The sequence below is a fragment of the Saccharothrix sp. NRRL B-16314 genome (genome assembly GCF_000716595.1).
In the GTDB taxonomy this organism is placed as follows: Bacteria; Actinomycetota; Actinomycetes; order Mycobacteriales; family Pseudonocardiaceae; genus Actinosynnema.
This window is the reverse complement of record NZ_JNXC01000012.1, coordinates 111,365-136,361: the sequence shown is the minus strand read 5'-3', so window position 1 is coordinate 136,361 and position 24,997 is coordinate 111,365. Positions and strand designations below refer to the sequence as shown.

Here is a 24,997-nt window from a genome sequence, read left to right as displayed (position 1 = left end):
GCTCGAACTGCACTTTTGCCCGAAGTTCGTCCACTGTGGACGCTTCCCCGGTGTCGTTCTCGGGTGTCAGTCGATGTCGGCGAAGGCCGCGGTCGGGTCGCGGTGCGGGGTGCCGGTGGGCCACCACGTCCCGTCGGTGGCGCGGTACGGGTACCAGCGGCCGTCGGGGCCGTAGCGCAGTTGTCGGTTGTGGACGGTCCAGCGGTTGCGGTGCACGGTGGGTTCGGGGAGTTCCCCGCTGGCCCAGGCGGCACGGGCGCGGGCGGTGTCCGTCGTGGACGGTGTCCACGGTTGTTCGAGGACGTCCAGGGCGGTCGCGCCACCCTGCTGCCAGGCGCGGACGGCGCGGGGTTCGACGTCGAGGCGGTCGCGCAACCCGGGCTGGGTGGCGGCCATGCGGATGTGGTCGCGGCGGTCGTCGGTCGCGGGCCACCGGCCGGTGGCGAGCACGTCGCGTGCTTTCACCGCGGCGTCGGCCACGAGCAGCCGCAGCACGTCCACGTCGAGGCCGGGCGCCGGTTCGAACTCGGGCAGCGGGCCGAGCTCACCGGGCGGCGGGTCGTCGGGCAGGTCCCGGACCGGCTGCGCGTAGGCGGCGGTGGCGAGGACGCCGGTGGTCGGGCGAGCGCCCGCCACGACCTCGTCCTGGTCACGTCCGCGCAGGAGCAGCAGCACCCACGGGTCGGCGTCGAGCAGCCACGACGCCTGGTGGCACAGCGCGGCGGCGTGCTTGCACGGCAGTTCCCAGCCCGGACACGTGCACTCGGGGTCGAGGTCGCCGATGCCGGGCAGCAGCGGCACGTCCGCGTCGGCCGCGGCGTCGGCGAGTTCGCGCGGCATCTCCCGGTCGAGCAGCGCGGCGAGGTGCCCGGCCTTGGCCGCGATCTGGGCCAGGAACCGGTTCCACTCGCCGTCGGTGAGCGGGGTCAGGTGCACGGACGTCTGGTAGGTGTCCTCGACGTCGTACACCGTGGCGGCGATCCGGCCGGGGCTGACGGTGATCGTGCCGACGAGCCCGGCGTGCGCGTACTTGCGGCCCTGCCGCAGCGGCGCCTGGTCCAGCGACGTGTCCTCCAACGCCTGGAGCCACGCCTTGCCCCACCACGACCGCGCCCGCCGGACGCCCTTGCCGAACGCGGGGAAGCCCTTGACGCGGTCGCTCACGTTCCGCTCCTGAGTTCGACCAGGTTGGCCAGTTCGTCGTCGCCGAGTTCGGTGAACGCCGCGTCGCCGCGGGCCAGCACGGCGTCGGCGAGGTCGCGCTTGGCGCGCAGCATCGCCGCGATGCGGTCCTCGATGGTGCCCTCCGCGATGAGCCGGTGCACCTGCACGGGCCGGGTCTGGCCGATGCGGTACGCGCGGTCGGTGGCCTGGTCCTCCACGGCCGGGTTCCACCACCGGTCGTAGTGCACGACGTGGTCGGCGCGGGTGAGGTTGAGGCCGGTGCCGGCCGCTTTGAGCGACAGCAGGAACACGGGGCACTCGCCGTCCTGGAAGCGCCGCACCATGTCCTCCCGCTTGGCGACGGGTGTGCCGCCGTGCAGGAGCTGGGTCGGGATGCCGCGGCCGGCCAGGTGCTGCTCCATGAGCCGGGCCATGGCGACGTACTGGGTGAACACGAGCACCGCGCCGTCCTCGGCGAGGATCGTGTCGAGCAGTTCGTCGAGCAGTTCCAGCTTCCCCGAGCGGCCCGCGAGCTTCGGCGACGGTTCCTTGAGGTACTGGGCCGGGTGGTTGCAGACCTGCTTGAGCCCGGTGAGGAGCTTGACGATCCGGCCGCGCCGCGCGATGCCGTCGGCTTCGCGGACCTCCGCCATGAGCTCCCGCACGACCGCCTCGTACAGGGCGGCCTGTTCCCGGGTGAGCGCGACGGGCTGGTCGGTCTCGGTCTTCGGCGGCAGTTCGGGGGCGATGCCCGGGTCGGTCTTGCGGCGGCGCAGCAGGAACGGCCGGACCAGGCGGGCGAACCGCTGTGCCGCCTCGCGGTCCTGGTCGGCCTCGATGGGCCCGGACCAGCGGGCCTTGAACTGGGCCTGCGTGCCGAGCAGGCCGGGGGTGGTCCAGTCGAGGATCGCCCACAGCTCGGACAGCGCGTTCTCGACCGGCGTGCCGGTGAGCGCCACGCGGGCGCGGGCGGGGATGCGCCGCAACGCCTTCGCTGTGTCGGAGGCCGGGTTCTTCACGTGCTGCGCCTCGTCGGCGACGACCAGGCCCCAGTCGACGTCGGCGAGCCGGTCGGCGTCCAGGCGCATCGTGCCGTAGGTGGTGAGGACGAAACCGTCGTGCGCGATGTCGCGGCGCGGGCCGTGGAAGCGGCGGACCGGGACGCCGGGCGCGAAGCGCTCGATCTCGCGCTGCCAGTTGCCCATCAGCGACGCCGGGCAGACGACGAGCGTCGGGCCGTCGTCACGGTGCAGGTGCAGGGCGATGAGGGTGATCGTCTTGCCCAGGCCCATGTCGTCGGCCAGGCACGCGCCGAGGCCGAGCGACGTCATCCGGTCCAGCCAGCGCAGACCGTGCAGCTGGTAGTCGCGCAGCGTCGCCCGCAACGCGTCGGGTTGGGCGACGGGCGCGCCGTCGAGGTCCGCGAGGCGCGACTTCAGCTCGTCCAGCCAGCCCGTGGCGGCGACTTCGACCTCGACGCCGTCGATCTCGGTGGTGCCGGTGAGGGCCGCGCCGATCGCGTCGATCGCGGTGACGGGCTTGACCGCGCGTTCACGGGCGCGACGGGCGAGCTCGGGGTCGACCAGCGTCCAGCGGTCGCGCAACCGGACGACGGGACGCGTCGCCTCGGCGAGCACGTCCAGCTCGTCGGGGGTCAGCGGGTCGTCGCCCAACGCCAGCTGCCAGTCGACGGACGTGACCTGGTCGGGACCGAAGAACGCGGGCCGGTCGCCCGGCCGCTCCCCCATGACGACCTTCGCCGACAGGTCACGCACCAGGTCCTTCGGCCAGTGCACGTCGACGCCCGCGCCGGCCAGGCGGACCGCGCCGGTGCTGAGCAGGTGCTCCACGTCGGAGTCCAGCAGCGCGACCTCGTCCGGGACGGGCTGGTCGAGCAGCCGTTCCAGCGGCGGCCAGGCCCGGGCGGCGCGGCGCAGGGCGACGGTGGCGTCCGCGCGCGACCGCTGGTTGGCGGCGGCCCACAGCTCGGCGGCGTCCACCACGCGGGCCGGGTCGGCGAGGCTGTGCACCTGCACCACGGCGCGGAACGGGCCGAAGCCCTCGATCCGCAGGGAGATCCGGACGCCCTGGTCGGCCCAGTCGCGCAGGTGCGGCACTTGCTGCGGCGCGGTCGAGGCGAACGCCGGGGCTCCCGCCGCGTGCACGGCCGCCGCACCGCGCGGCATCGTGTCGGCGACGGCGTCCAGGAAGGACCGCAGGAGGGGTTCGGCGTCGGGCAGTTCGAGCGGGTCACGGCCCGCCAACGGCACCGCGCGGGCGTGCGGCGGCATCGCTTCGGCGAGGTCCCGGACGCGGGCGTGGTCGGCGGCGTCGAGCGGACCGAGGAGCCAGGCGTCGAAGTCCCCGTCCGTGACGGCGGGCCGCACCCGGCCACGGGAGACGAGTTGCAGCGCCACGACCACGGCCGCGCCCCAGAACGCGGCGGCCGGGTGGGCGTCCGGGCTGCGGCGGGCGCGGCTGAGCAGCGGGACGGCCTCGGCGACGGGCAGCCGGAGGGCCGGGACGTCGCAGCGAGTGCCCTCGGGGGTGGCGATCGTGAGCCGGTCCTCGCCGAAGCGCTCGTCAGCGCCGACGTCGGCCGCGGAGCGACGGTCCGGGCGCCTACCCGAACCCCCTGCGCGGACGGAATCCGGGCGCTGGTCGGAGCCGCTGTCCCCCGGCCGGTCGTCCTGCCTGGCGGCTCCGGGCGCGCTCTGATCGGCCGCGCCGCGGTCGGGGTAGAAGGCGATCGTGGACGTGCGTGGCGGATCGGCGGCCTCGAAGACGGCCGCGTACCGCTCCAACCCTGTGTTCAGCACTCCCCCTCGCTATTCAAGTTTGAGTATAACCCAGCTGCCGGCCTCCCCCGGCGAGCCGGGCTCCCCCGCCATCCGGTACGCGCCGCCCTCCAACCGTCCGAGCAGCCCCCGCGTCCACTCCGCCCCACCGGCCGCCGCGTGCTCCCACAGCCCGAACAGCTCTTTCACGTGCGCAGGCTCCCGCCACTCCTCCACCTGCCTGCGCGCCGCGTCACGACGGCTCTCCAACGCCGCCAACCGCTCGGTCAGCAGACCCACCGCCTCCGCCCGCCGCAACGACGGCAGCAGCGCCAGCCCCGCGGCGAGCAGGTCCGGCCGGGTCTCGGGCCGGCGCAGCGCGTCACCGAGGAGCCGCCGGTACTCCGCCTCCCCCGCGGGGGTGATCTCGTAATCCGTCCGAGCGGGCGGCACGGCGTGGTCGACGAGGCAGCCGTCCTTCGTCAACTGCTTCAGGGCGTGGTAGATCGAGCCCCACTTGACGTTGGCCCAGTCCCCCGCACCCCACGACATCAGGTCGTTGCCGATCAGGTAGCCATGTGCGCGCCCGTACCCGCGCACCACCCCGAGCACCAACAGCCGTGTAGCAGACATCTCATCCTTGTCCGGCGGCATTCCGGTTTCGCATCTCCGGTTCCGCGGATCAGGGTAGATCGCCGACCATGGACCGGTGACGCTCGCCGAGATCGACGACGCCCAGCGGCGGGCCCGCCTCGGCGTCCGGCACCTGCTGGCCACCCCCGCGGCCTCCGTCGAGGAGGTGGCCGACGCGGTGGTGGGTCTGCACGCCACCGACCCGGCCACCGTGGTCCTGTCCGCCTGCGCCCGGATGCGACAGCCCTCGGTCGCCGACGTCGAAGCCGCCTTCTACGAACGGCGGACGTTGGTGCGGCTGCTCTGCATGCGCCGCACGATGTTCGCCGTCACCACCGCCACCGCCCCGGTCGTGCAGGCCGCCGCCGGCGCCGCGATCGCCGCGAAGGAACGGCAACGGCTGCTCCAGTACCTCGCCGACGGCGTCGGTTGGGACGCCGACCGGCTGGCCGAGGTGGAACAGGCCACGCTGGAGGCGCTGCGGCTGCGCGGCGAGGCGACCGCGGTCGAGCTGACCCGGGACGTTCCCGCGCTGCTGGAACAGGTCGTCGTCGCGGCCGGCACGCCCCGCGAGATCCGGCAGAACGTGTCCAGCCGCATCATCCGGGTCCTCGCCGCCGACGGCCTGCTGCGCCGCAGCCGCCCCCTCGGCACGTGGCTGAGCAGCCAGTTCCGCTGGACACCTGCCGCACCGTGGCCCGGGATCGACCCCGACGAAGCCCGCGCCGAACTCGTCCGCCGCTGGCTCGCCTCCTACGGCCCCGGCACCGAGGCGGACGTCAAGTGGTGGACCGGCTGGACCCTCGGCGCGGTCCGCAAGGCCCTCACCGCCGTCGGCGCCGTCCGGGTGCGACTGTCCACCGGCGACGGCTACGCACTGCCCGACGACGTCGACCCGATCGGCGAGCCGGAGCCGTGGGCCGCCCTGCTCCCGGGACTGGATTCGACACCGATGGGGTGGCAGGCTCGCGGCTGGTACCTCCCCGACCACCACCGGTCACGCCTCTTCGACACCTCCGGCAACGTCGGCCCGACGGTGTGGTGGAACGGCGCGGTGGTCGGCGGTTGGGCGCAACGCGCCGACGGCGAACTCGTTTGGGAACTCATGGAGGACATCGGCACTGACGGAGCCGCCGCGATCGCCCGGGAGGCCGACCGGATGGCGGCCCGGCTGGACGGGGTGCGCGTGATCCCCCGCTTCCGGACACCGTTGGAGAAGGAGTTGGCGAAATGATCCTCTTGCGGCGGTTGGACGACGAAGGAGTCGAGCGCCTGCTCGGCCTCGCGGTCGCGGACACCGACCCCGACGACGTGATGCCACCCGGCTGGACCGTCGACCGGCCCGACGAGTTCCGCGAGTTCTACCGGGCCATGCGCGACGACGCCTACGAGATCGTCGAGGACGACCGCACCGTCGGCATGGCCCGGCTCACCGCCAAGGGCGAGACCGGCATGTGGATCGCCCGCTGCGCACGCGGAGCCGGCGTCGGCCTCGCCGCACTGCGCCGGGTGGTCGAGGAAGCGCCCCGACGCGGCGTCGACTCCATCGTCGCCGACACCACCACCGACAACCTCGCCGCCGTCACCGTCCTCCGCAAGGCCGGCGCCATCCTCGACATCGACGGCCGACGCGTCCTGGCACGCCTGCCCGTGCCCGTCGAACCCACCCCGGACATCGCCGACACCGCCGAACTGCTCCTCGCCTACCTCGACTTCTACCGCGAAGCCGTGCTCCGCAAGATCGACGGCATGACCGAGGACGAACTGCGCACCAGCCGCCTGCCCTCCGGCTGGACACCGCTCGGCCTGGTCAAGCACCTCGCCTACGTGGAAATGCGCTGGCTGCGCTGGTGCTTCCGCGGCGAGGAGATCACCCACCCCTACGGCAACCCCGACGTCGACGACGCCGAGTGGCTGATCGAAGGCGACGACACCACCGACCGCGTCCGCGCCACCTACCGCGAACAGTGCGCCCGGTCCCGCGACATCGTCGCCGAATCCGCGTTGACCGACAGAGCCGCCCACTGGGGCCAACCCGACGTACCGCGCCCGACCCTCGCCTGGATCCTGTTCCACCTGCTCCAGGAGTACGCGCGGCACGCCGGGCACCTCGACATCGCCCGCGAACTCAGCGACGGCGTCGTCGGCGCGTAACCAGCGCGGCACCCGGGCGGGCCGGTCGACCGAAGTCCACCAGGCCCGCCCGGGTCACAACCACAGGGTCACACCGCCGGATCGAGCCGACCCACCACGACGGTGGCCGACAGCTCCGCGTCCGACACGACCTCCGCGCGCAACCCGCCCCGCGCGAACGCCGCCACCGTCCCCGCCGCCTGCCGCGCACCCGTCTCGACCAACAACCGCCCACCCGGCGCCAACCACCGGGCCGCGTCCGCGATCACCCGCCGCTGCACGTCCAGGCCGTCCGCGCCACCGTCCAACGCCACCCGCGGCTCGTGGTCACGGGCCTCCGGCGGCATCAAACCGATCGCACCGGTCGGCACGTAAGGCGCATTCGCCACCACCACGTCCACCCGACCCGCCAACGACGCGGGCAGGGGCGCGTACAGATCACCCTCGTAGACCAGACCCCGCCCGCCATCGCGAGGCACGCGGACGTTGCGACGAGCACAGCGCACCGCCGCCGGATCGATGTCCACGGCGTGCAACTCCACCCCCGCCACCCGATCCGCCACCGCGGCGCCCACCGCACCCGAACCACAGCACAGGTCCACCACCACCGCACCCGGCCGCGCACCGGCCACCGCCACCCGCACCATCAACTCCGTGCGCCGACGCGGCACGAACACACCCGGATCCACCGCGACCCTGAGGCCGCAGAACTCCGCCCACCCCACCACGTGCTCCAACGGCAACCCGGCCACCCGCCGCGCCGTCAACACCTCGAACTCCGCGGGCGTCCGAGCGGCGGCGGCCAGCAACCGCGCCTCGTCCTCGGCGAACACACAACCCGCCGCACGCAACCGCGCGACCACATCGACATCGGGAACCAGCATGGACAGCACAACGCCTCTCGCGTGAACTACGCGGGCGTCCCTACACCGCCATGACGCGGCCGGAGACGACCCGACATGCACCAGCAGAAATGGGTCTCACCTCCAAAGTCCGCGTGAACAGCCACACCGTATCCCACACCGGGACGACCCCCGGCCGCGACGGTGCGGACCGGGTCACCCGCGGACCTGGACGTCCGCTGCGGGATGCGCGTCACCGCTGTCCGCGCCCAGACCCGCGAGAAGTCGCAGCCCGTCCTCGGCGGGACTGCCGGCAGCCGCGGACAGCACCACCAGCTCCACGCCTGGTTCGTCCGGCAGCGCGAAGTTCTCCTGGTGCAGTTCCAGCAGGCCGACCAGCGGGTGCCGGTACGCCTTGCGCCCATGGGTGCGGGCACGCACGTCCGCACGCGCCCAGAGGCGGCGGAAGCGCTCGCTGCCCATCGCCAGCTCCCCGATGAGCGACGCCAGACGGGGGTCCTCGGGAAATTTGCCGGCGGCCAGGCGCAGGTGCCCGACCACGTCGAGCGTGCACTTGTCCCAGTCCGCGTAGAGGCCGCGCTCGGCCTCCTCCAAAAAGAGGTGCCGCGCGGTGTTCAACCCCGGCATCGGCCGGCCCAGGAGGAGCCCGGCCAGGCGGTTCCCGGCCAGCACGTCCAGCCGGTGGTCCATGATCAGCGCAGGCGCGGCGACGACCAGGTCGAGGACCCGCAGCAGCTCCGACCGGACCCGCCCGCCCGGCACCTTCGCCCGGCGACGGCGCTGCCGCGCGAGCCGGCACAGGTGCCCGCGTTCGGTCTCGTCGAGACCCAGGACGCGCGCGAGCGCGTCGAGGACCTGCTCGGACGGCTGGGTCGCGCGACCCTGCTCCAGGCGCACGTAGTAGTCGACGCTCACGCCGGACAGGTGGGCGACTTCCTCACGGCGCAGCCCTTCGACCCGGCGACGGCCGCCGGTGGGGAGGTCGACCGTCGCCGGGTCGACCCGGGCACGCCGGGTCCGCAGGAAGCCCGCGAGATCGTCCACCCACCCAGTATGGCCTCGGCGAAGCCCGCGAAGGTGGCCCTGCCGATACCAGGAAGTCCGGTCCGACGGACGAGACGCCCCTGAACGACAGGTGCCGCGGCACCCAGGATCGAAGGCATCCGATCCGAAGGAGCCCTCCCGTGAAGACGCTGATCGTCTACGCCCACCCGGAGCCGAAGTCCCTCAACAGCTCGCTGAAGGACCTCGCCGTGTCCACCCTGGAGAACGCCGGGCACGAAGTACGGGTGAGCGACCTGTACGCGTTGAGCTGGAAAGCCGTCGTGGACGCCGCGGACTACGGCCCCGACGCCTCGACTCCGCTGAAAGTCGCCCTGGACTCGGGCCGGGCCTTCGACGCCGGGACGCTCACCCAGGACGTCCTAGCCGAGCAGGAGAAGCTGCTGTGGGCCGACACGATCATCTTCCAGTTCCCGCTGTGGTGGTACACCATGCCCGCGATCCTCAAGGGCTGGGTCGACCGGGTGTTCACCTACCACTTCGCGTACGGCGTCGGCGAGCACAGCGACACCCGGTACGGCGACCGCTTCGGCGAAGGCACCCTCGCCGGCAGGAAGGCCCTGCTGTCGGTGACCACCGGCGGCCCGGAGTCGCATTACACCGCGCGCGGGATCAACGGCCCCATCGACGACCTGCTGTTCCCGATCCACCACGGCATCCTCTACTACCCCGGCATCGAGGTGCTGCCGCCGTTCGTGCTGTACGGCACCGACCGGATGACCGACGACGACTACCCGGACGTCGCCAAGGCCTGGGAGCAGCGCCTGCTCACCCTGGAGTCGACCGAGCCGATCGCGTTCCGGCGGCAGAACTCCGGCGACTACGAGATCCCCTCGCTGCAGCTGAAGGAAGGACTGGAGCCCGCGGGCCGCAGCGGGTTCGGGCTGCACGTGCGCGGCTGACCACGGTCAGGCCGACTCCCCGGTGGACGCACCGCAGGACTCGGCCTGCCCACCGGCCGGAAACCGAATCCCGGCCTGGCACGAACGGCCGCGCCGCCACCACCCGAACAGCACCCCTCAGCCGTCACCCGCGCGAGCCCGCGCCACCGCCGCCTCGACACCGTCCAGCAGCACGTCCAACCCCACCGCGAAGTTGCGCACTGCGTCCCGCTCCAGGTACGGCACGCACTCGTCACCCTCCACCGGCGGAGGCTCCTCCGACCCGATCCACGCCGACAACGGGAACCGCACCGCGAAATCCGGCGCCACCTCCTCGAACACCGACGACCGCGAGTACCACCACTCCTCGTCCGTCATCCCCGTCTCCCGCGCCGCGCGCCGCGCCTCCGCGATCACCCCCGCCGCGCCGCGCACGAACTGCATCACCACACCCACCACACCCCGCAACACCGACGCGTCCAACCCCGTCGCGCGCAGGACCCGCAACAACGTCTCCACCATCGCGAACTCGTTCGGCCCCAGCACCGGCCGCGCCTGCGACACCTGCAACACCCACGGGTGCGCCAGGAAGAACGCCCGCACGTCCTCCGCCCACGCCCGCAACGCCACCCGCCACCCGCCGTCCATCGGGTACTCCACGGGCAACTCGGCCAACACCCTGTCGTACATCAGGTCCACCAACTCGGCCTTGCTCGGCACGTACGTGTACAACGCCATCGCCGAACGCCCCAACCGCTCCCCCACCGCCCGCATCGACAACGCCGCCATGCCGTCCCGGTCCGCCACCTCGATCGCCGCGTCCAGGATCACGTCCACGCTCAGCCCGGGTCCGGATCCCCCGTCGGACCCCCGCCACAGCAACCGCATCGACCGACCCGCGTCACCCTGCCCGGCGAAGACGGCCACTTGCCACCCCTTTACACCCTAAAGTATCGTGCGCGGACTCACTTTACGACATAAACAAAGCAGGGGGAAGCAAGGCGATGTCCGCACCAGCCGACAGCCACGACGTCATCCAGGTACGCGGGGCCAGGGAGAACAACCTCGCCGACGTCTCCGTCGACATCCCCAAACGACGGCTCACCGTCTTCACCGGCGTCTCCGGCTCAGGCAAGTCCTCCCTCGTCTTCGGCACCATCGCCGCCGAGTCCCAACGACTCATCAACGAGACCTACACCGCGTTCATCCAGTCCTTCATGCCCAGCCTCGGCCGCCCCGACGTCGACGGCCTGCGCAACCTGAGCGCCGCCATCATCGTCGACCAGGAACGCATGGGCGCGAACTCGCGCTCTACCGTCGGCACCGCCACCGATGCCCACACCATGCTCCGCATCCTCTTCAGCCGCCTCGGCACACCCCACATCGGCACCTCCGGCGCCTTCAGCTTCAACCTCCCCGAAGGCATGTGCCCGCACTGCGAAGGCCTCGGCCGCGTCTCCACCGTCGACGTGGACCAGCTCGTCGACCGCACCAAATCGCTCGCCGAAGGCGCCATCACCGTCCCCGGCTTCACCGTCGACAACTGGTACGTCCAGACCTACCTGAACTCCGGCTTCTACGACGCCGACAAGAAACTCCAGGACTTCACCGAAGAGGAATGGGACGCCTTCCTCAACCTCGAATCCACCAAGGTCAAGATCGGCAAGACCAACGTCACCTACGAAGGCCTCCTGGTCAAGGTCCAACGCCTTTACCTCGGCAAGGACCGGGAGAACATGCAGCCGCACGTCCGCGCCTTCGTGGACCGCGCGGTCACCTTCGCCGAGTGCCCGAGCTGCCACGGCGCACGCCTCAACGCCGCAGCCCTCGAGTCCAAGATCGACGGCGTGAACATCGCCGACTGCTCCACCATGCAGATCAGCGACCTCGCCGACTGGGTCGCCAAGATCACCGACCGCTCCGTCGGCCCCATGCTCACCACCCTCAAGGAACTCCTCGACTCCCTGGTCGAGATCGGCCTCGGCTACCTCAGCCTCGACCGACCCGCCGCCACCCTCTCCGGCGGCGAGGCCCAACGCGTCAAGATGGTCCGCCACCTCGGCTCCGCCCTCACCGACGTCACCTACGTCTTCGACGAACCCACCATCGGCCTGCACCCCCACGACATCCAGCGCATGAACGACCTCCTGCTCCGCCTGCGCGACAAGGGCAACACCGTCCTCGTGGTCGAGCACAAGCCCGAGACCATCCGCATCGCCGACCACGTCGTCGACCTCGGACCCGGCGCGGGCACCAACGGCGGCCACATCACCTTCACCGGCACCGTCGCCGAACTCCGCGCCTCCGACACCCTCACCGGCCGCCACCTCGACCACCGGGCCCGACTCCGCGACGACCCCCGCGTGCCCACCGGCCGACTCCCGATCACCGGTGCCGCCCTGCACAACCTGAAGAACGTCGACGTCGACATCCCCCTCGGCGTGCTCACCGTCGTCACCGGCGTCGCCGGGTCCGGCAAGAGCTCCCTCATCCACGGGTCGCTGGCCCGCCGCCCGGACGTCGTCACCGTCGACCAGGCGCCCATCCGCGGCTCACGACGGTCCAACCCGGCCACCTACACCGGCCTCCTCGACCCGATCCGCACCGCCTTCGCCAAGGCCAACGGCGTCAAAGCCGCACTGTTCAGCGCCAACTCCGAAGGCGCCTGCCCGAAGTGCAAGGGCATCGGCCTCGTCTACACGGACCTCGCGATGATGGCCGGCGTCGCCTCCGTGTGCGAGGAATGCGAGGGCAAGCGGTTCACTCCCGACGTGCTCACGCACAAGCTGCGCGGCAAGGACATCAGCGAAGTCCTAGGCATGTCCATCACCGACGCCCGCGGGTTCTTCACCGAGAAGCAGGCCAAGGCGATCCTCGACCGGCTCGTGGACGTCGGTCTCGGCTACCTCTCCCTGGGCCAGCCCCTGACCACGCTGTCCGGTGGCGAGCGGCAGCGGCTCAAGCTGGCGATCCACATGGCGGAGAAGGCGTCCACCTACATCCTGGACGAGCCGACCACCGGCCTGCACCTCGCTGACGTGGACCAACTGCTGGGGCTGCTCGACCGCCTGGTCGACGACGGCAACACGGTCATCGTGATCGAGCACCACCAAGCCGTCATGGCCCACGCCGACTGGATCATCGACCTCGGCCCCGGCGCCGGACACGACGGCGGCCAGATCGTCTTCACCGGCACGCCCGCCGCCCTGGTCGACAACGCCTCCACGCTCACCGCCCAGCACCTCCGGTCCTACATCGGGCGCTGACCGCCCGGGCGTGTTCTCGAACGAGTCTTCTCCGGTGCAGGTCTCCACCGGGGAAGACTCGTTTCGTTCGACACTGAAATTATTGAGTCAGTTGACGATTCACTGGACCATCGGCCACATGGCGAATCGTTCCCACGGCCGGCCGATTGTCCGACCCCGGCCCGTCCTCTAACGTTCCCGATCACGTCCGCGCGAACGTGATCGCAGAACCTCCACTCCCCGGCGGGACCGAGCCACATCCGGGTCCGCCGGAACCCCTGCACGAGGGAGAACCCTGCAATGGGAGACGTTCGCGGATCAAGACGAACCCTGACCGCATTAGCCGGCGCGGCGGTGACGGCCTTGGCGCTGGCCACCGGCGCGACGCCCGCCGCCGCCGCCGAAGGCGACATCCTGGGCACCGACAGCCCGACCGCCATCAACGACAGCTACATCGTCGTCTACGACGACGTGACCACCCAGAGCGTCGACGCGCTCACCTCCGACCTCAGCGCCAAGTACGACGCCAAGGTCGACTTCACCTACCGCCACGCGCTGAAGGGCTTCGCGGGCACGCTGTCCGAACGCGCCGCGCGCCGCCTGGCCGCCGAACCCGGCGTCGCCTACGTCATCCGGACCACGCACAGCGACTTCGGCGGCCGTGCCACCTGGGGCACCAACACCGTCGACACCAACAACACCGACTGCAACGGCCACGGCACGCACGTCGCCGGCACCGTCGGCGGCACCGCGCACGGCGTCGCCAAGGGCGTCCGCCTGATCGCCGTCAAGGTGCTCAACTGCCAGGGCTCCGGCTCGTTCGCCGGCGTCGCGGCGGGCATCGACTGGGTCACCGGCCACCACACCTCCGGCCCGGCCGTGGCGAACATGAGCCTCGGGGGCCAGGGCAGCGACACCACCGGCGAGAACGCGGTCCGCAACTCGATCGCCGACGGCGTCACCTACGCGATCGCGTCCGGCAACTCCAACGCCGACGCGTGCAACTTCACCCCGGCGCGGGTCGCCGAGGCGATCACCGTGAACGCGTCGACCAACACCGACGCGCGTGCCTCGTTCTCCAACTGGGGCACGTGCACGGACATCTTCGCGCCGGGTCAGAACATCACCTCGGCGTGGATGACCAACGACACCGCGACCAACACCATCAGCGGCACGTCGATGGCCGCACCGCACGTCGCGGGCGGCGCGGCGGTCCTGCTCGGTGCCACCCCGTCGTTGACGCCCGCGCAGGTCGCCAACGCGATGGTCGCCAACTCCACCCCGGACAAGATCACCAGTCCGGGCACCGGCTCGCCGAACCGGCTGCTGTACGTCAACACCGGCGACCCCGGCCCCGGCAACCCGTCGGTCACCCCGCCGGGCAACCAGACCGGCAACGTCGGCACGGCCACCAGCCTCCAGCTGAAGGCGTCGGGCGGTGCGCCGCCGTACACGTGGTCGGCCACCGGCCTGCCGCCCGGACTGGCGATCGCGGCGTCGACCGGCCTGATCTCGGGCACGCCCACCACGGCCGGCTCCTACACCGTGACCGCCACGGCGACCGACAGCGCGGGCAAGTCCGCGGGCACCACGTTCACCTGGACCGTCACCCCGCCGGGAGGCTCGTGCTCCGCGCCCGGTGAGAAGCTGGTCAACGGCGGGTTCGAGAACGGGACCACCGGCTGGTCCAACGCCACCTGGACGATCGGCGCGTGGACCGGCGAAGGCTCCCCGCGCTCGGGCACCCGCTCCTCCTGGATCGGCGGCTACGGCTACACCTACACCGAGACGCTGACCCAGACCGTCACCGTCCCGGCGGGCTGCGCCAACACCACCCTGTCGCTGTGGCTGAAGATCAGCACGGAGGAGTACGAGCCGGCCGTGTTCGACACCTTCACCGTCAAGGCGGGCTCGACCACCCTGGCGACCTACACCAACCTCAACCCGTCCGGCTACGCCGTGCGCACCTTCAACCTGGGCGCGTACGCGGGCCAGAGCGTCACGCTGAGCTTCACCGGCGCGGAGGACTGGTCCTACCAGACCTCGTTCGTGCTGGACGACGTCTCCGTGACGGCGTCCTGATCCTGGAACACCGGAAGGGGGAGGGTCGGCGTCCGCCGGCCCTCCCCCTTCCACGGAATGGCCTACCTCAGCAGCCGATCGGCGAGGAGCCGACCGCGACGTCGTCGTACCACAGGGTGTTGGCGCCGTCGCCGTAGCTCTCCCAGCCCAGCCGCAGGTCGGTGACGGCGGGCCGCCAGTTGGTCTTGCGCAGCCACTGCCCGTCGACGTCCGGCGTCGACACGCCGTCCGCCTGCAAGCCCTCGACCGGCTCGCCGTTCAGCGAGGTCGCGATCTTGCCGGCCGGGTCGACGGTGAACTGCACGCAGTTCCACTGGCCCGTGGGCAGCGGCTTGCTCTTCGACACGCCGACCGGGCTCTGCTCCGGCAGGGTGGCGTCGTCGGACTCGCGGTTCCACTGGAGCGCCGAGTTCTGGCCGCCCATCCGCAGGTCCTTGCCGCCGTCCACGGAGTCCTTCATGGCCATGAACGTCACGTGCGCCATCGGCAGGGCCGTCGTGTGGCGGACGTAGAACCGGCCGTACAACGGGCCGGACCCGGACACCGGGGTGCCGAAGAAGATGTGGTTGCAGTAGCCGGACGCGCCGTTCACCCGCACCGACTTCGAGCCGCTGTGCGCGACCGAGCTGTCGATGCCGACCACGCCCTGACCCGTGCAGTTGGCCGCGCCGACGGTCCAGCGGCCGGACGGGGCGGTCCCGGTCTGCGACTCGAAGTCGTCGCACAACGCCGCCGTGCCGCAGCCGGTCGGGTTGCTCGTCGTCGTGGTGGTCGTGGTGGTGGTCGTCGACGTCGTGGTGGACGTGGACGTGCTCGTGGACGTGCTCGTGGTGGTGGACGTGGGCGTGGTGGTCGTGGTCTGGTCACCGCTGCACGAGACACCGTTGAACGCGAAGTCGGTCGGTGTCGCGTTCGTGCCGCTGTACGTGGCCTGGAAGCCGAACTGGGCGCTCGCGCCCGTCGCCAGGGAACCGTTCCACGGCATGTTGGACGCACTCACCCGGGTGCCGGACTGCGTCACGTTCGCGCTCCACCCGGAGCTGATCGCCTGATTGCCGGCGAACGTCCAGGTGAGGTTCCACGAGGTGACCGGAGCGGACTGGTTGGTCACGGTCACGTTGGCGGTGAACCCGTTGGACCACTGGTTGAGCTTGTAGTCCACGGCGCAGACGGGAGCCGCACCCGCAGGGCTGGTCCCGCCGATCACCACCAACCCGGCTACTGACACCACAGCGGCTACCGCCGCCAGCAGATTTCGCACAACAACCCCTTCGTTGTCGTTTCTGGGAGCGTTCCCAGAAACAGACTGTAACGATTCCGTCACCCCAATGGAATACTCCGCCCGCCGCAACGGTCGCTGGGTCGAACGCGCTTACCGCCCGGTTACCGGTCCAGCACGTTCACGGTGCCGCGCCCGCCGTCCACCCGGACGCGGTCGCCGGTCCTGATCCGGGTGGTCGCGTTCCCGCAGCCGACGACGGCCGGGATGCCGAGTTCACGGGCCACGATCGCGGCGTGCGACAAGGGCGCCCCGACGTCCGTGACCACGGCGGCGGCGCGGGGGAACAGCGGGGTCCAGCCGATGTTGGTCACCGTGGTCACCAGGACCTCGCCCTGCCGGAGCGCCGCGCCGTCCTCGACGTCGTGGATCACCCGCGCCACGCCCTCCACCACCCCCGCGGCGCCGGGGAAGCCGGACACCGCGTCGCCCAGTGGCTCGGCCGAGGAGTCGTGCACGTCCGCCCTGTGGTTCGGGTCGGCGGCCCAGGCCTCCGGGTCGAAGTGGCCCCGGATCACCGTCGGGTACGGCGGCAGCGCGCGGTAGTGGTCGTAGGCGGCCCTGCGTGCCGGGACCGCTGCCAGCGGGCTCTCGTCGCCTTCCAGGACGCGCAGGGTTTCCCCGATCGGCAGGAAGAACACGTCGTCGCCGTGCCCGGTCACCTCACCCACCCGCACCAGGAACGCCCGCAGGACGCCGAACGCGCGGGCGAACTCCGACCTCGCGCGTTCCCGCTCGCGGGCCAGCTCGGCGAGCTCGTCCACCTGTCGGCGCAGGCGTTCCACCTTGCCGGGGTGGGCGGCGCGCAGCCGTTCCCACGCCGCGTCGCGCACGGCTGCCTGCCGGACCAGCAACTCCTCTGGATCCACCCCGAAGTCCGGCCGTCCGGGCCACTCCGGGTCCTCGGCCGGGCGCGGCGCGGACACCTCGAACTCGTCGGCGAACCGGTGGCCGTACTGCCGGACGTACGCCTCGCGGGTGATCTCGCCCCGGTTCAGGCGGGCCAAGCCCAGCAGCGGGCCCAAACTCTCCAACTCGCCGGCCGCGCCGTGCGCTCCGGTCAGCAACGCGGTGGCGTCGTCCTCCCCCACCAGCCCCACCAACCGGCGGCGGACCTTGTGCGACGACATCGAGCCGTTGCGCGCGCCCGCGTCGAACACCCTGGCGTCCACGTGCAGCACTTCGTCCACATCGGACTTCCACAGGGCGAGCAGGTCGGCCGGTGTGGACGCGGCGAGGAAGGCGGCGTGCAGCCGTTCGGCGCGGTCCGGCGCGGAGACCAGCAGGCCGTCGATCTTCGCCCGGTACTCCCGGCCCTGCCGGAGGAACGGCCCCGCCGCGCCGACCGCGGCACGCAGCACGGCCAGGCGGGACATCGGCAGCCCCGGCAGCTCCACGCCAGGCGGGATGCGGCCGAAGTACTGCTCGGTCGTCCGGAGCATGAACCCGCCGAGCCCCAGTCCGAGCGCCGATCCGACGGCCAGCGCGACGCTGAGGTTCAGGTAGAACCGGCCGCCGATGTTGCCGGTCATCGGGTGACCGGCGATGGGCGGCTGGGCGAGCACCTTCGCGAAGGACCAGGTGGCGGGCGTCATCACGCTCGGCACGGCTTCACGCAGGTTCGCGCACGTCCACAGGTAGTCGCCGCGCAGGCTGTCGTTCCAGACCTCGGCGTTCCCGGCTCCCGCGTTTCCGACTCCGGCGATCCCGTCCTCCGCAGGCGCGTCCGGCAGCGCGGTGATCGGCCTGGCCTGCAACACCGAGATCCGCCCGTCGGCCACGGCCCACTCGACGTCCACCGGCATGCCGAACAGGTCCTGGATCCGCTCCCCCAGCCCGGCCAGCTCGAGCACTTCGGCGTCGGACAGCAGGTCGCCCGACCGCCGCACCGCGCCGGAGGTCACCCCGTACTCATCGGGGGTGACGGCACCGCCGACCAAAGCCTCACCGAGGCCGGGCGCGGCGTTGACCACCGATTCGGTCCGCGCGCCGGTGACGGGGTTCGCGGTGAACAGCACACCGGCCGCGTCCGCCGGCACCATCTCCTGCACCACTACGGCCAGCGCGACGTCGGTGATGCCGTTCTGGGCGCGGTAGGCGATGGCGCGTTCCGTCCACAGCGACGCCCAGCACCGCTTGACCGCGTCGAGCACGTCGTCGCCGGTGACGTCGAGGAACGTGTCGTGCTGGCCCGCGAACGACAGGTCCGGCAAGTCCTCCGCGGTCGCCGACGAGCGCACCGCGACCGGTCCCGGCGGCAGGGCGGCGCGGATCGCGGCGGCGATGTCCGGCGGCACGTCCTTGCCCGCGAACTCGGCGGCGATCACGGCCGCCGCGTCGTCACCGCGCAGCGCCTCCCCGATCCGCGCCTCGCTGTCTCCGACGAACCGGCGGTAGGCGTGCGTGGTCAGGTGGAAGCCGTCCGGCACGGGCAGGCCGGCGGCGGCGAGCCGGGCCAGCGAGGCGCCTTTCCCACCCACCGAGTCCAGGTCGGCGGCGGGATCGGCGAGCGGCAGAACCAGCGCGGTGGTCCCCATGGGCCGATCTTCGCAGAGCCTTCCTGAGGGAAGGTCCCTGGCGCGCGGGAAGCCCACCCGCGCGCCAGGGGTCGGGGTCAGGAGCCGTTGGTGAACAGCAGCCGGTTGACCGTGCCGCCGGTGGTGCCGCCGCTGACGACGTTCGGCGTGGCACTGGCGTTCAGCCAGTTGTGCACGGTGGCCGACGACTGGTCGCCGTACCTCTGCTTGTAGAGCGCGGCCACGCCCGCCACGTGCGGGGTCGCCATCGACGTGCCGCTCATCGTGCCCGAACCGCCGGTGCGGACGGTCGAGACGATGGAGCTGCCGGGGGCGTACAGGTCCACGCAGGCACCGGTGCTGGAGAACGAGGACCGGGCGTCGGTGTTGGTGGAAGAGGCGACCACGCTGGCCGTCTCGACCTTGCGCGGCAGGCGGTCGCACGAGTTGCCGCCGGTGTTGCCCGCCGAGGTGGCCAGGAAGACACCCGTCGAGATCATGTTGCGGATCGCGGTCTCCAGGCTCGCCGACGCGGTGAAGTTCCAGGACGTGTTGGCGACGGCCGGCTTGGTGTGGTTGGCGGTGACCCAGTTGATCGCGTTGATCGCGGACGTGGTGGTCGCTCCGCCGGAGCAGCTCATCATCTTGACGCCGTGCAGGCGCACGCCCTTGGCGATGCCGTAGGTGTTGGAGCCGATGGTGCCGGCGACGTGCGTGCCGTGGCCGTGGCAGTCGGTGTTGTTGGTGTCGTACGCGTTGTAGTCGAACGTGGCCCGGCCGCCGTAGTCGACGTGGCCCGGCGTGATGCCGGTGTCGATGATGTACGCGTGCACGCCGGCACCGGTGTACGTGTAGTTGAAGGTGCTGGACAGGGGCAGGTTGCGCTGGTCGACCCGGTCGATGCCCCACGACGGCGGGTTGACCTGGGTGGCGTCGAGCGCGTCGGTGACGAGCACGTCCTGCTCGATCGCGGTGACCGCCGGGTCGCGGCTGAGCTTGCGCAGCTGCGCCGGGGTGAGCTTGGCGGCGAACCCGTGGAACGCCGCGTTCCAGACGTGGGTCGGCGTGACGCCCGTCGTGGCAGCCACCTCGGCGCCGCTGCGGGCGGTGGTGCCCAGCGTGACGATGTAGGAGTCCTTGATCGGGTGGACGGTCGCGGACGCCGTCGCGAGGACGACGTCGGCCTGGTGCAGGGGTTCGGCGCCCGCGGTCGCGGTGGTGGCTCCGGTCGCGGCGGACAGGGCGGCGAGGATGGCGAGGGCTCTGCTGAAAGGACGCACGGAACGGCTCCTTCGGACGACCCCCGGCGAGCGCGCCCCGACGCAGGGTTGACGGGGCGAACGGTCACTCGTCCGTGGGTACACCAGCAGCCTGACCAGCAGTTATGCCAAGGTCAACGGAGGTCGGCCGAACGGCCGCGAACAGGCCCGACCGGCGTCACGCTCGGTGGACATAACGGATAACTGGTAATGCCCGGTTCGCTCGGGCGGGCGCTTGGTGAGGGCCGACCGGGTCGAGGGGTACGCCCACCGACGTCGGGCCGGAGTCCACGCGGGAGCCCACGCCTGGCGCAGGACTGGCCAGGCACTCCCGGCGGCGTTATCTTACTTTAAGAACCGATAGTAATTATGCCAACCCGGTGCGCGTGCGACAGCCCGGGAGAACGGGAGCGTGATGCTCATGAACGGCCCCGTGCTCGTCTACACGATCCGCATCGACGCCACGCCGGAAGAGGTCTGGCGCGGGCTGACCGAGCCGGACCTCACCCGCCGCTACTGGTTCGGCATGGCCTTCGAGTCGGACTGGCGCGTCGGCTCACCGGTGCTGTGGCAGTACGAACCGGGCGGCGCGGCCGAGGACATCGGCCAGGTGGTGCTGGAGTCCGAGCCCCACCGCAGACTCGCCTACACGTGGCACCGCTTCCAGCGGTCGCACGCGATGCTCTTCGGCTGGTCCGACGAGGAGTTGGCCAGGCGGGCACGGGAGCGGCCGTCCAAGGTCGCCTTCGACATCGTGCCGGAGGACGACGGGCGGGCGGTGCGGCTCACCATCACCCACGACGACTTCGAGCCGGACAGCCTGATGTACCAGGCCATCAGCGGGCAGCTCGAGGGCAGCGGTGGGTGGCCCGGCCTGATGACCGGCATGAAGACCCTGCTGGAAACCGGCCGGACCGCCCCCGTCGCCCCCTGACCATCGCGAGAACCGCTGACCGCGAAGGCTGATCACCGCAAGAGCCGACTACCGCACGAGCTGACTACCGCGAGGGCGCCGCCGCTGCCCGCCTCGCCTCGACCGCGCGGCGGGTGTCCTCGGCGAGCAGGTCGTCGATGATCGTCACGGCGGCCTGTGCACCCGCCGCCGCAGCGCCGAGGAGCAGCGCGGCCGGGCTGGTGACGTTGCCCGCGACCCACACGTTCGGCACTTCGGTGCGCCCGTCGGCGTCCGCGGCGATGTAGTCGCCGACGTCACCCGGCCACGGCGTCGGCACCAGCCCCAAGGTGCGCAGCACGTCCGCCCGCGCGGCGAACCTGGGGCCGGCCACGACCGCCTGCACGGCGATGGTCTCCCCGGAGCGCAGGCGGACGCCGGTCAACTTGTCGTCGACGACCACCAGGCGCTCCACCTCGCCCGGCGTGACCTCGACACCGCGCGCGGCCAGCTCCTCGGCCTCGGCTTCGGTGGGCTCGGGACCGGTGTGCAGCAGCAGGCGCAGGTCCGAGGTCCACTGGCTGAACAGCATCGCCTGGTGCACCGCGAAAGGACCGGTGGACAGCACCGCGATCCGCTGGTCGCGGACCTCCCAGCCGTGGCAGTAGGGGCAGTGCAGCACGTCCTTGCCCCAGCGCTCCGCCAGTCCGGGCAGCTCCGGCAGTTCGTCGTGCAACCCGGTGGCCGCGAGCAGCCTGCGCCCGCGCACCACGCGCCCACCGTCGAGCTCGACCCGGATGCCGTCCTCGGTCGCGGAGGCCGATCGGGCCACCGCGTCGACCAGCTCCACGCCGTACCCGCGCAGCTCCGCCCTGCCCGCCTTGATGAACTCCACCGGCGACGCGCCGTCGCGGGTCGGGAAGCCGTGCATGTGGGCGGCCGGCGCGTTGCGCGGCTGCCCGCTGTCCACCAGCAGGACCGAGTGCCGCGCGCGCGCCAGCATGAGCGCGCCCCCGAGCCCGGCGGCACCACCGCCGATCACCACGACGTCGTAGTCGGTCTTGCGTTCCTGAACGGTCACCTGGTCTCCCGATCGGCTTCGTGAGCTGACATGCGGACCATCTCCGGCGGCGCGACCCGCGCAGCGGGCACTTCCCCACTCCACCGCCGGCGGGAAGTCATACCTTATCGTAGTCATCCGACGTGCCGGGCGGACGGAGGACCGCTACGTCGGTGAACTCGCGAAACAGCGGCACGCCTGCCCGATCGGGGTGAATCGGATCGCCGTCGTGGTTCACCGGTGTTCACGTGCGGTAGCCTCCGTGCGTATCGCGGACGATGCCAGGAGGAGAACACCGTGGGCAGTTCCCGTCTCGACAATCCCCCGGTCGTCACCACGGCGATGCTGATCCGCAAACCCGTCGCCGAGGTATTCCGCGCTTTCACCGATCCGGCCGTCACCACGAGGTTCTGGTTCACCGAGAGCACCGGGCCGGTGGCCGCCGGCGCGGAGTTGCGGTGGACGTGGGGGATGTACGGCGTCTCGGCCGACGTCCGCGTGAAGGAGTTCGAGCAGGACAGCCGGTTCGTCGCCGAGTGGCGCAACGGGCCGACGCCGACGACGTTCGAGATGCGGTTCACGGCCAGGTCAGAGGCCACGACGCTGGTCGAGCTGGTGGAGACCGGGTTCGGCGGCGACGACGCCGACGAGGTCGTGGCCTGGGCGATCGGCTCGATGGGCGGGTTCACCGAGGCCATCGCCGCCGCCAAGGCGCTGCTGGAGCACGGTGTCGTGCTGACCCTCGTCGCCGACCGGCACCCCGACGGCGTTCCCGGAGCGGAGTAACCGAATTCCGGCCGGAGCGCGCGTTGAGAAGGCACCGGACCGGAGCGCGACTCCGCGACCAGGCGATTCGCAGGAATTCAGTCCGTACACGGCAGATGAACGCGATCGTGCGAAATGGCGCGTAATCGTGGCACGGAAATCGCGAACCGGCCGGCGGGCCGCACAAATCGGGTTTTCGGAGCTTCGGCCAACCGGACGTGCACGGGTGTCCGGACGCCTCACCGTTCCGCCAAACGGTTGAATTAACGATAGCGGATTGCGGCAGGACGAGTGGCGGGCAGGACCCGGTTCACACGTCGCCCGCGATGGAGTTGCCGGCTTCCGCGGGATCGTCGCTGAGGTAGAAGGCCCTCGCCGCCTGGACGTACTCGTCCGTCGTCACGTAGCCGTCGCGATCGGTGTCGAGCATGGTGAACGCCCGCCGGGCCTCCTCCTCGGACATGCCGCCCCGCATCTGCGCGGCCATCATCTCCGTCGCGGTGATCCGGCCGTCGCGGTCCTTGTCGGCCGCGGCGAACACCGCCATGCTGAACGGGATCGCGGACGCCTCGACGAAGTCGGCGAAACCGGGGTCGTCCCCCCAGGCCACCCAGTCCTCGACGGTGACCTGCTCCACCCCCTCGACGTTCGGCCGACCGGGCATCGCCCGGAACATCCGGTGCGCGTGGAGGTGCACGCTGCGCCAGTGCTCCGAGTACGGCGGCAGGTCGTAGGTGTCGCACCACACCTGCGCCAGCGCGGTGATGTCGAGTTCGTCGATCACGCCGTCCCGGTCCGCGTCGAAGGAGCCGTACACCTTCTCCAGCTTCCGCCGCCTCAGTTCTTCGACCACCGGACCGCCTCCCAGGTGTTCGTCCTCAGTGGACACTGGCGTCGCCACCGCGCGGGGGCGAGCAGCTGTCGCACGAACTCACTTGAACAAGTTATAGCAGAACGTCGCGGCAGACGTCTGCTCCTGGGATGGCCCTACCTGACCGGCGGGCAACGCGAGGTCGAGCACGGGGTCGATCACGGGGTCCTGAGCGCGTCGAACGCCCAGGACCCCCGCGTGCCACACCGAGGTCAGCGGGTGTGGACCATCAGGCGGTCGACGCCGTGGACGATCGACGCGGCGCGGAAGGCCGGGTCCTCGCCGGCCATGCGGAGCTTCGGGAAACGGCGCAGCAGGGCCGGGTAGGCGGCGCGCAGTTCCATCCTGGCCAGCTCGGCACCCACGCAGCGGTGCGCGCCGTGGCCGAACGCCAGGTGCGCGGACGCCGGTCGACCGGCTTCGAAGTCGGTCGTGCCCTCGCGGTTGGCCGCCGTCAGGGACACCACGACCACGTCGCCTTCCTCGATCTGCTGGTCACCGACCCGCAGGGCGTGCCGGGCGAACCTCGGGAACGCCACCTGCACCACGCTCAGGTGCCGCAGCAGCTCTTCGACCAGCGGCGCGGTGGCCGCGTCGTCGTCACGCATCGCCGCCCGCGCGTCGTCGTCGGTCAGCAGCACGATCGCACCCAGCGCGAGCATCGACGCCGTCGTGTCGAAGCCGCCGGTCAGCACGCCGTCCGCCAGGCCCGCCAGCTCGACGTCGCTCACGTCGTCACCGTGCTGGCGGATGATCGCCCCGATCAGGCCGTCCCCCGGCGACCGGCGCTCGCGGCGCACGATCTCCTCCATGTACGACAGCGACTCGGAGATGGCGCCCAACGCCTGCCCCGCACCGCCGAACAGGTCGAACCGGGCCGCCGCCAGTTCCTGGAACCGGTCACGGTCCTCGTAGGGCACCCCCAGCAGCTCGCAGATCGTCAGCGACGGGATCGGCAGCGCGAACTCCTGCACGAGGTCCACCGGCCCATCGGCCGCCTCCATCGCGTCCAGCCGCTCGGTGACGATCGCGTCGATGCGCGGCACCAGTCGGGACAGCCGGCGCATGGTGAACTCCGGCGTGAGCAGCTTGCGCAGCCGGGTGTGGTCGGGCGGATCGGCGAAACCGAGGCCTCCGGGCGACTGCTCGATGCGGACCGCCGCACCGAGTCGGGCGTAGTCGTTACTGAACGCCCCTGTGTCGGAAAGCACCTTCTTGGCTTCTTCCTGACCGGTGACCAACCACACCCGCAAGCCGAACGGCACCGGGATCCGGTGCACCGCGCCGGCCTCCCGCATCCGCTCCAACTCGGCGACCGGCACCACGCCGTCCCGCTTCAACGGGACCAGCGCACGGTCCGGGAGCAGCGACAACGCCCGCGAACCGATCTTGCCCACGACCCACCGGGTCGCCGAACGCCGTGCGACCCACGCCACCAATCCGTCGCGCACGGACGCCAAAGTCGTCATCCCACACTCCTCTTCCCCAGGTTGACTTGAGCGACGGTAACCGTAC

19 protein-coding genes are annotated in these 24,997 nt (G+C 71.5%); 7 read left to right on the top strand and 12 right to left on the bottom strand.

Features of this window, described 5'->3' with window-relative positions; genetic code table 11:
* Positions 1-66: 66 nt before the first annotated feature.
* The 3 genes from OQ02_RS19300 to OQ02_RS19290 all read right to left on the bottom strand — a co-directional run bounded on the left by OQ02_RS19300 (position 67) and on the right by OQ02_RS19290 (position 4,574).
* The gene (locus tag OQ02_RS19300) at positions 67-1,164 is read right to left on the bottom strand and encodes an SWIM zinc finger family protein (protein ID WP_033439856.1); all 1,098 of its coding nucleotides are present in this window, start codon (positions 1,162-1,164) and stop codon (positions 67-69) included.
* Entirely contained in the window at positions 1,161-3,719 is a 2,559-nt protein-coding gene (locus OQ02_RS19295; RefSeq protein WP_033440007.1) for a DEAD/DEAH box helicase, read from the bottom strand. The genes OQ02_RS19300 and OQ02_RS19295 overlap by 4 nt, the downstream gene beginning before the upstream one ends.
* A gap of 273 nt (positions 3,720-3,992) precedes the next feature.
* Positions 3,993-4,574, bottom strand: coding sequence for a PadR family transcriptional regulator (locus tag OQ02_RS19290; protein WP_033440006.1), 582 nt, complete (start codon positions 4,572-4,574; stop codon positions 3,993-3,995).
* 76 nt (positions 4,575-4,650) lie between these two features.
* Between OQ02_RS19290 and OQ02_RS19285 the strand changes: the two genes are divergently transcribed.
* A complete protein-coding gene (locus OQ02_RS19285; protein WP_081915756.1) occupies positions 4,651-5,808 on the top strand; it encodes a winged helix DNA-binding domain-containing protein in 1,158 nt (385 codons plus the stop codon).
* The gene (locus OQ02_RS19280; RefSeq protein WP_231500114.1) at positions 5,805-6,728 is read left to right on the top strand and encodes a GNAT family N-acetyltransferase; all 924 of its coding nucleotides are present in this window, start codon (positions 5,805-5,807) and stop codon (positions 6,726-6,728) included. The genes OQ02_RS19285 and OQ02_RS19280 overlap by 4 nt, the downstream gene beginning before the upstream one ends.
* A gap of 68 nt (positions 6,729-6,796) precedes the next feature.
* Here the strand turns inward: OQ02_RS19280 and OQ02_RS19275 are convergent, their stop codons facing one another.
* Together OQ02_RS19275 and OQ02_RS19270 are read right to left on the bottom strand one after the other, a co-directional pair.
* A complete protein-coding gene (locus OQ02_RS19275; protein ID WP_033440003.1) occupies positions 6,797-7,591 on the bottom strand; it encodes a putative protein N(5)-glutamine methyltransferase in 795 nt (264 codons plus the stop codon).
* 174 nt (positions 7,592-7,765) lie between these two features.
* Positions 7,766-8,614, bottom strand: a complete 849-nt coding sequence (locus tag OQ02_RS19270; RefSeq protein ID WP_033439855.1) for a helix-turn-helix transcriptional regulator — start codon at positions 8,612-8,614, stop codon at positions 7,766-7,768.
* A gap of 140 nt (positions 8,615-8,754) precedes the next feature.
* Here OQ02_RS19270 and OQ02_RS19265 point away from each other — a divergent pair, with 140 nt between their 5' ends.
* Entirely contained in the window at positions 8,755-9,534 is a 780-nt protein-coding gene (locus OQ02_RS19265; protein WP_033439854.1) for an NAD(P)H-dependent oxidoreductase, read from the top strand.
* Between the two features lie 117 nt (positions 9,535-9,651).
* On the opposite strand, the gene OQ02_RS19260 is transcribed toward OQ02_RS19265, so the two are convergent.
* Positions 9,652-10,440, bottom strand: coding sequence for a TetR/AcrR family transcriptional regulator (locus OQ02_RS19260; protein ID WP_033439853.1), 789 nt, complete (start codon positions 10,438-10,440; stop codon positions 9,652-9,654).
* A 77-nt stretch (positions 10,441-10,517) separates the two neighbouring features.
* Between OQ02_RS19260 and OQ02_RS19255 the strand changes: the two genes are divergently transcribed.
* Both OQ02_RS19255 and OQ02_RS19250 read left to right on the top strand, forming a co-directional pair.
* Positions 10,518-12,779, top strand: a complete 2,262-nt coding sequence (locus OQ02_RS19255; protein ID WP_033439852.1) for an ATP-binding cassette domain-containing protein — start codon at positions 10,518-10,520, stop codon at positions 12,777-12,779.
* A 333-nt stretch (positions 12,780-13,112) separates the two neighbouring features.
* On the top strand, positions 13,113-14,840 hold the full coding sequence (locus tag OQ02_RS19250; protein WP_051772525.1) for a S8 family peptidase: 1,728 nt from the start codon (positions 13,113-13,115) through the stop codon (positions 14,838-14,840).
* A gap of 67 nt (positions 14,841-14,907) precedes the next feature.
* On the opposite strand, the gene OQ02_RS19245 is transcribed toward OQ02_RS19250, so the two are convergent.
* The 3 genes from OQ02_RS19245 to OQ02_RS19235 all read right to left on the bottom strand — a co-directional run bounded on the left by OQ02_RS19245 (position 14,908) and on the right by OQ02_RS19235 (position 19,915).
* Positions 14,908-16,101: a cellulose-binding domain-containing protein gene (locus OQ02_RS19245; RefSeq protein ID WP_033439851.1), complete on the bottom strand. Its 1,194-nt coding sequence runs from the start codon at positions 16,099-16,101 to the stop codon at positions 14,908-14,910.
* Between the two features lie 122 nt (positions 16,102-16,223).
* Complete coding sequence (locus OQ02_RS19240; RefSeq protein ID WP_033439850.1) at positions 16,224-18,656, bottom strand: PEP/pyruvate-binding domain-containing protein; 2,433 nt, start codon at positions 18,654-18,656, stop codon at positions 16,224-16,226.
* Between the two features lie 77 nt (positions 18,657-18,733).
* The gene (locus OQ02_RS19235; RefSeq protein ID WP_033439849.1) at positions 18,734-19,915 is read right to left on the bottom strand and encodes a S8 family peptidase; all 1,182 of its coding nucleotides are present in this window, start codon (positions 19,913-19,915) and stop codon (positions 18,734-18,736) included.
* A 400-nt stretch (positions 19,916-20,315) separates the two neighbouring features.
* On the opposite strand from OQ02_RS19235, the gene OQ02_RS19230 reads away from it, so the two are divergent.
* The gene (locus OQ02_RS19230; RefSeq protein WP_231500113.1) at positions 20,316-20,828 is read left to right on the top strand and encodes an SRPBCC family protein; all 513 of its coding nucleotides are present in this window, start codon (positions 20,316-20,318) and stop codon (positions 20,826-20,828) included.
* A 64-nt stretch (positions 20,829-20,892) separates the two neighbouring features.
* On the opposite strand, the gene OQ02_RS19225 is transcribed toward OQ02_RS19230, so the two are convergent.
* Positions 20,893-21,867 carry an NAD(P)/FAD-dependent oxidoreductase gene (locus OQ02_RS19225; protein WP_033439848.1) on the bottom strand — a complete coding sequence of 325 codons (975 nt, stop codon included), beginning with the start codon at positions 21,865-21,867 and terminating at the stop codon, positions 20,893-20,895.
* Between the two features lie 276 nt (positions 21,868-22,143).
* Here OQ02_RS19225 and OQ02_RS19220 point away from each other — a divergent pair, with 276 nt between their 5' ends.
* The gene (locus OQ02_RS19220; protein WP_197043397.1) at positions 22,144-22,632 is read left to right on the top strand and encodes an SRPBCC family protein; all 489 of its coding nucleotides are present in this window, start codon (positions 22,144-22,146) and stop codon (positions 22,630-22,632) included.
* A gap of 289 nt (positions 22,633-22,921) precedes the next feature.
* Here the strand turns inward: OQ02_RS19220 and OQ02_RS19215 are convergent, their stop codons facing one another.
* Positions 22,922-23,464, bottom strand: coding sequence for an EF-hand domain-containing protein (locus OQ02_RS19215; protein WP_033439847.1), 543 nt, complete (start codon positions 23,462-23,464; stop codon positions 22,922-22,924).
* A 230-nt stretch (positions 23,465-23,694) separates the two neighbouring features.
* On the bottom strand, positions 23,695-24,951 hold the full coding sequence (locus tag OQ02_RS19210) for a cytochrome P450 (RefSeq protein WP_033439846.1): 1,257 nt from the start codon (positions 24,949-24,951) through the stop codon (positions 23,695-23,697).
* Positions 24,952-24,997 lie beyond the last annotated feature (46 nt).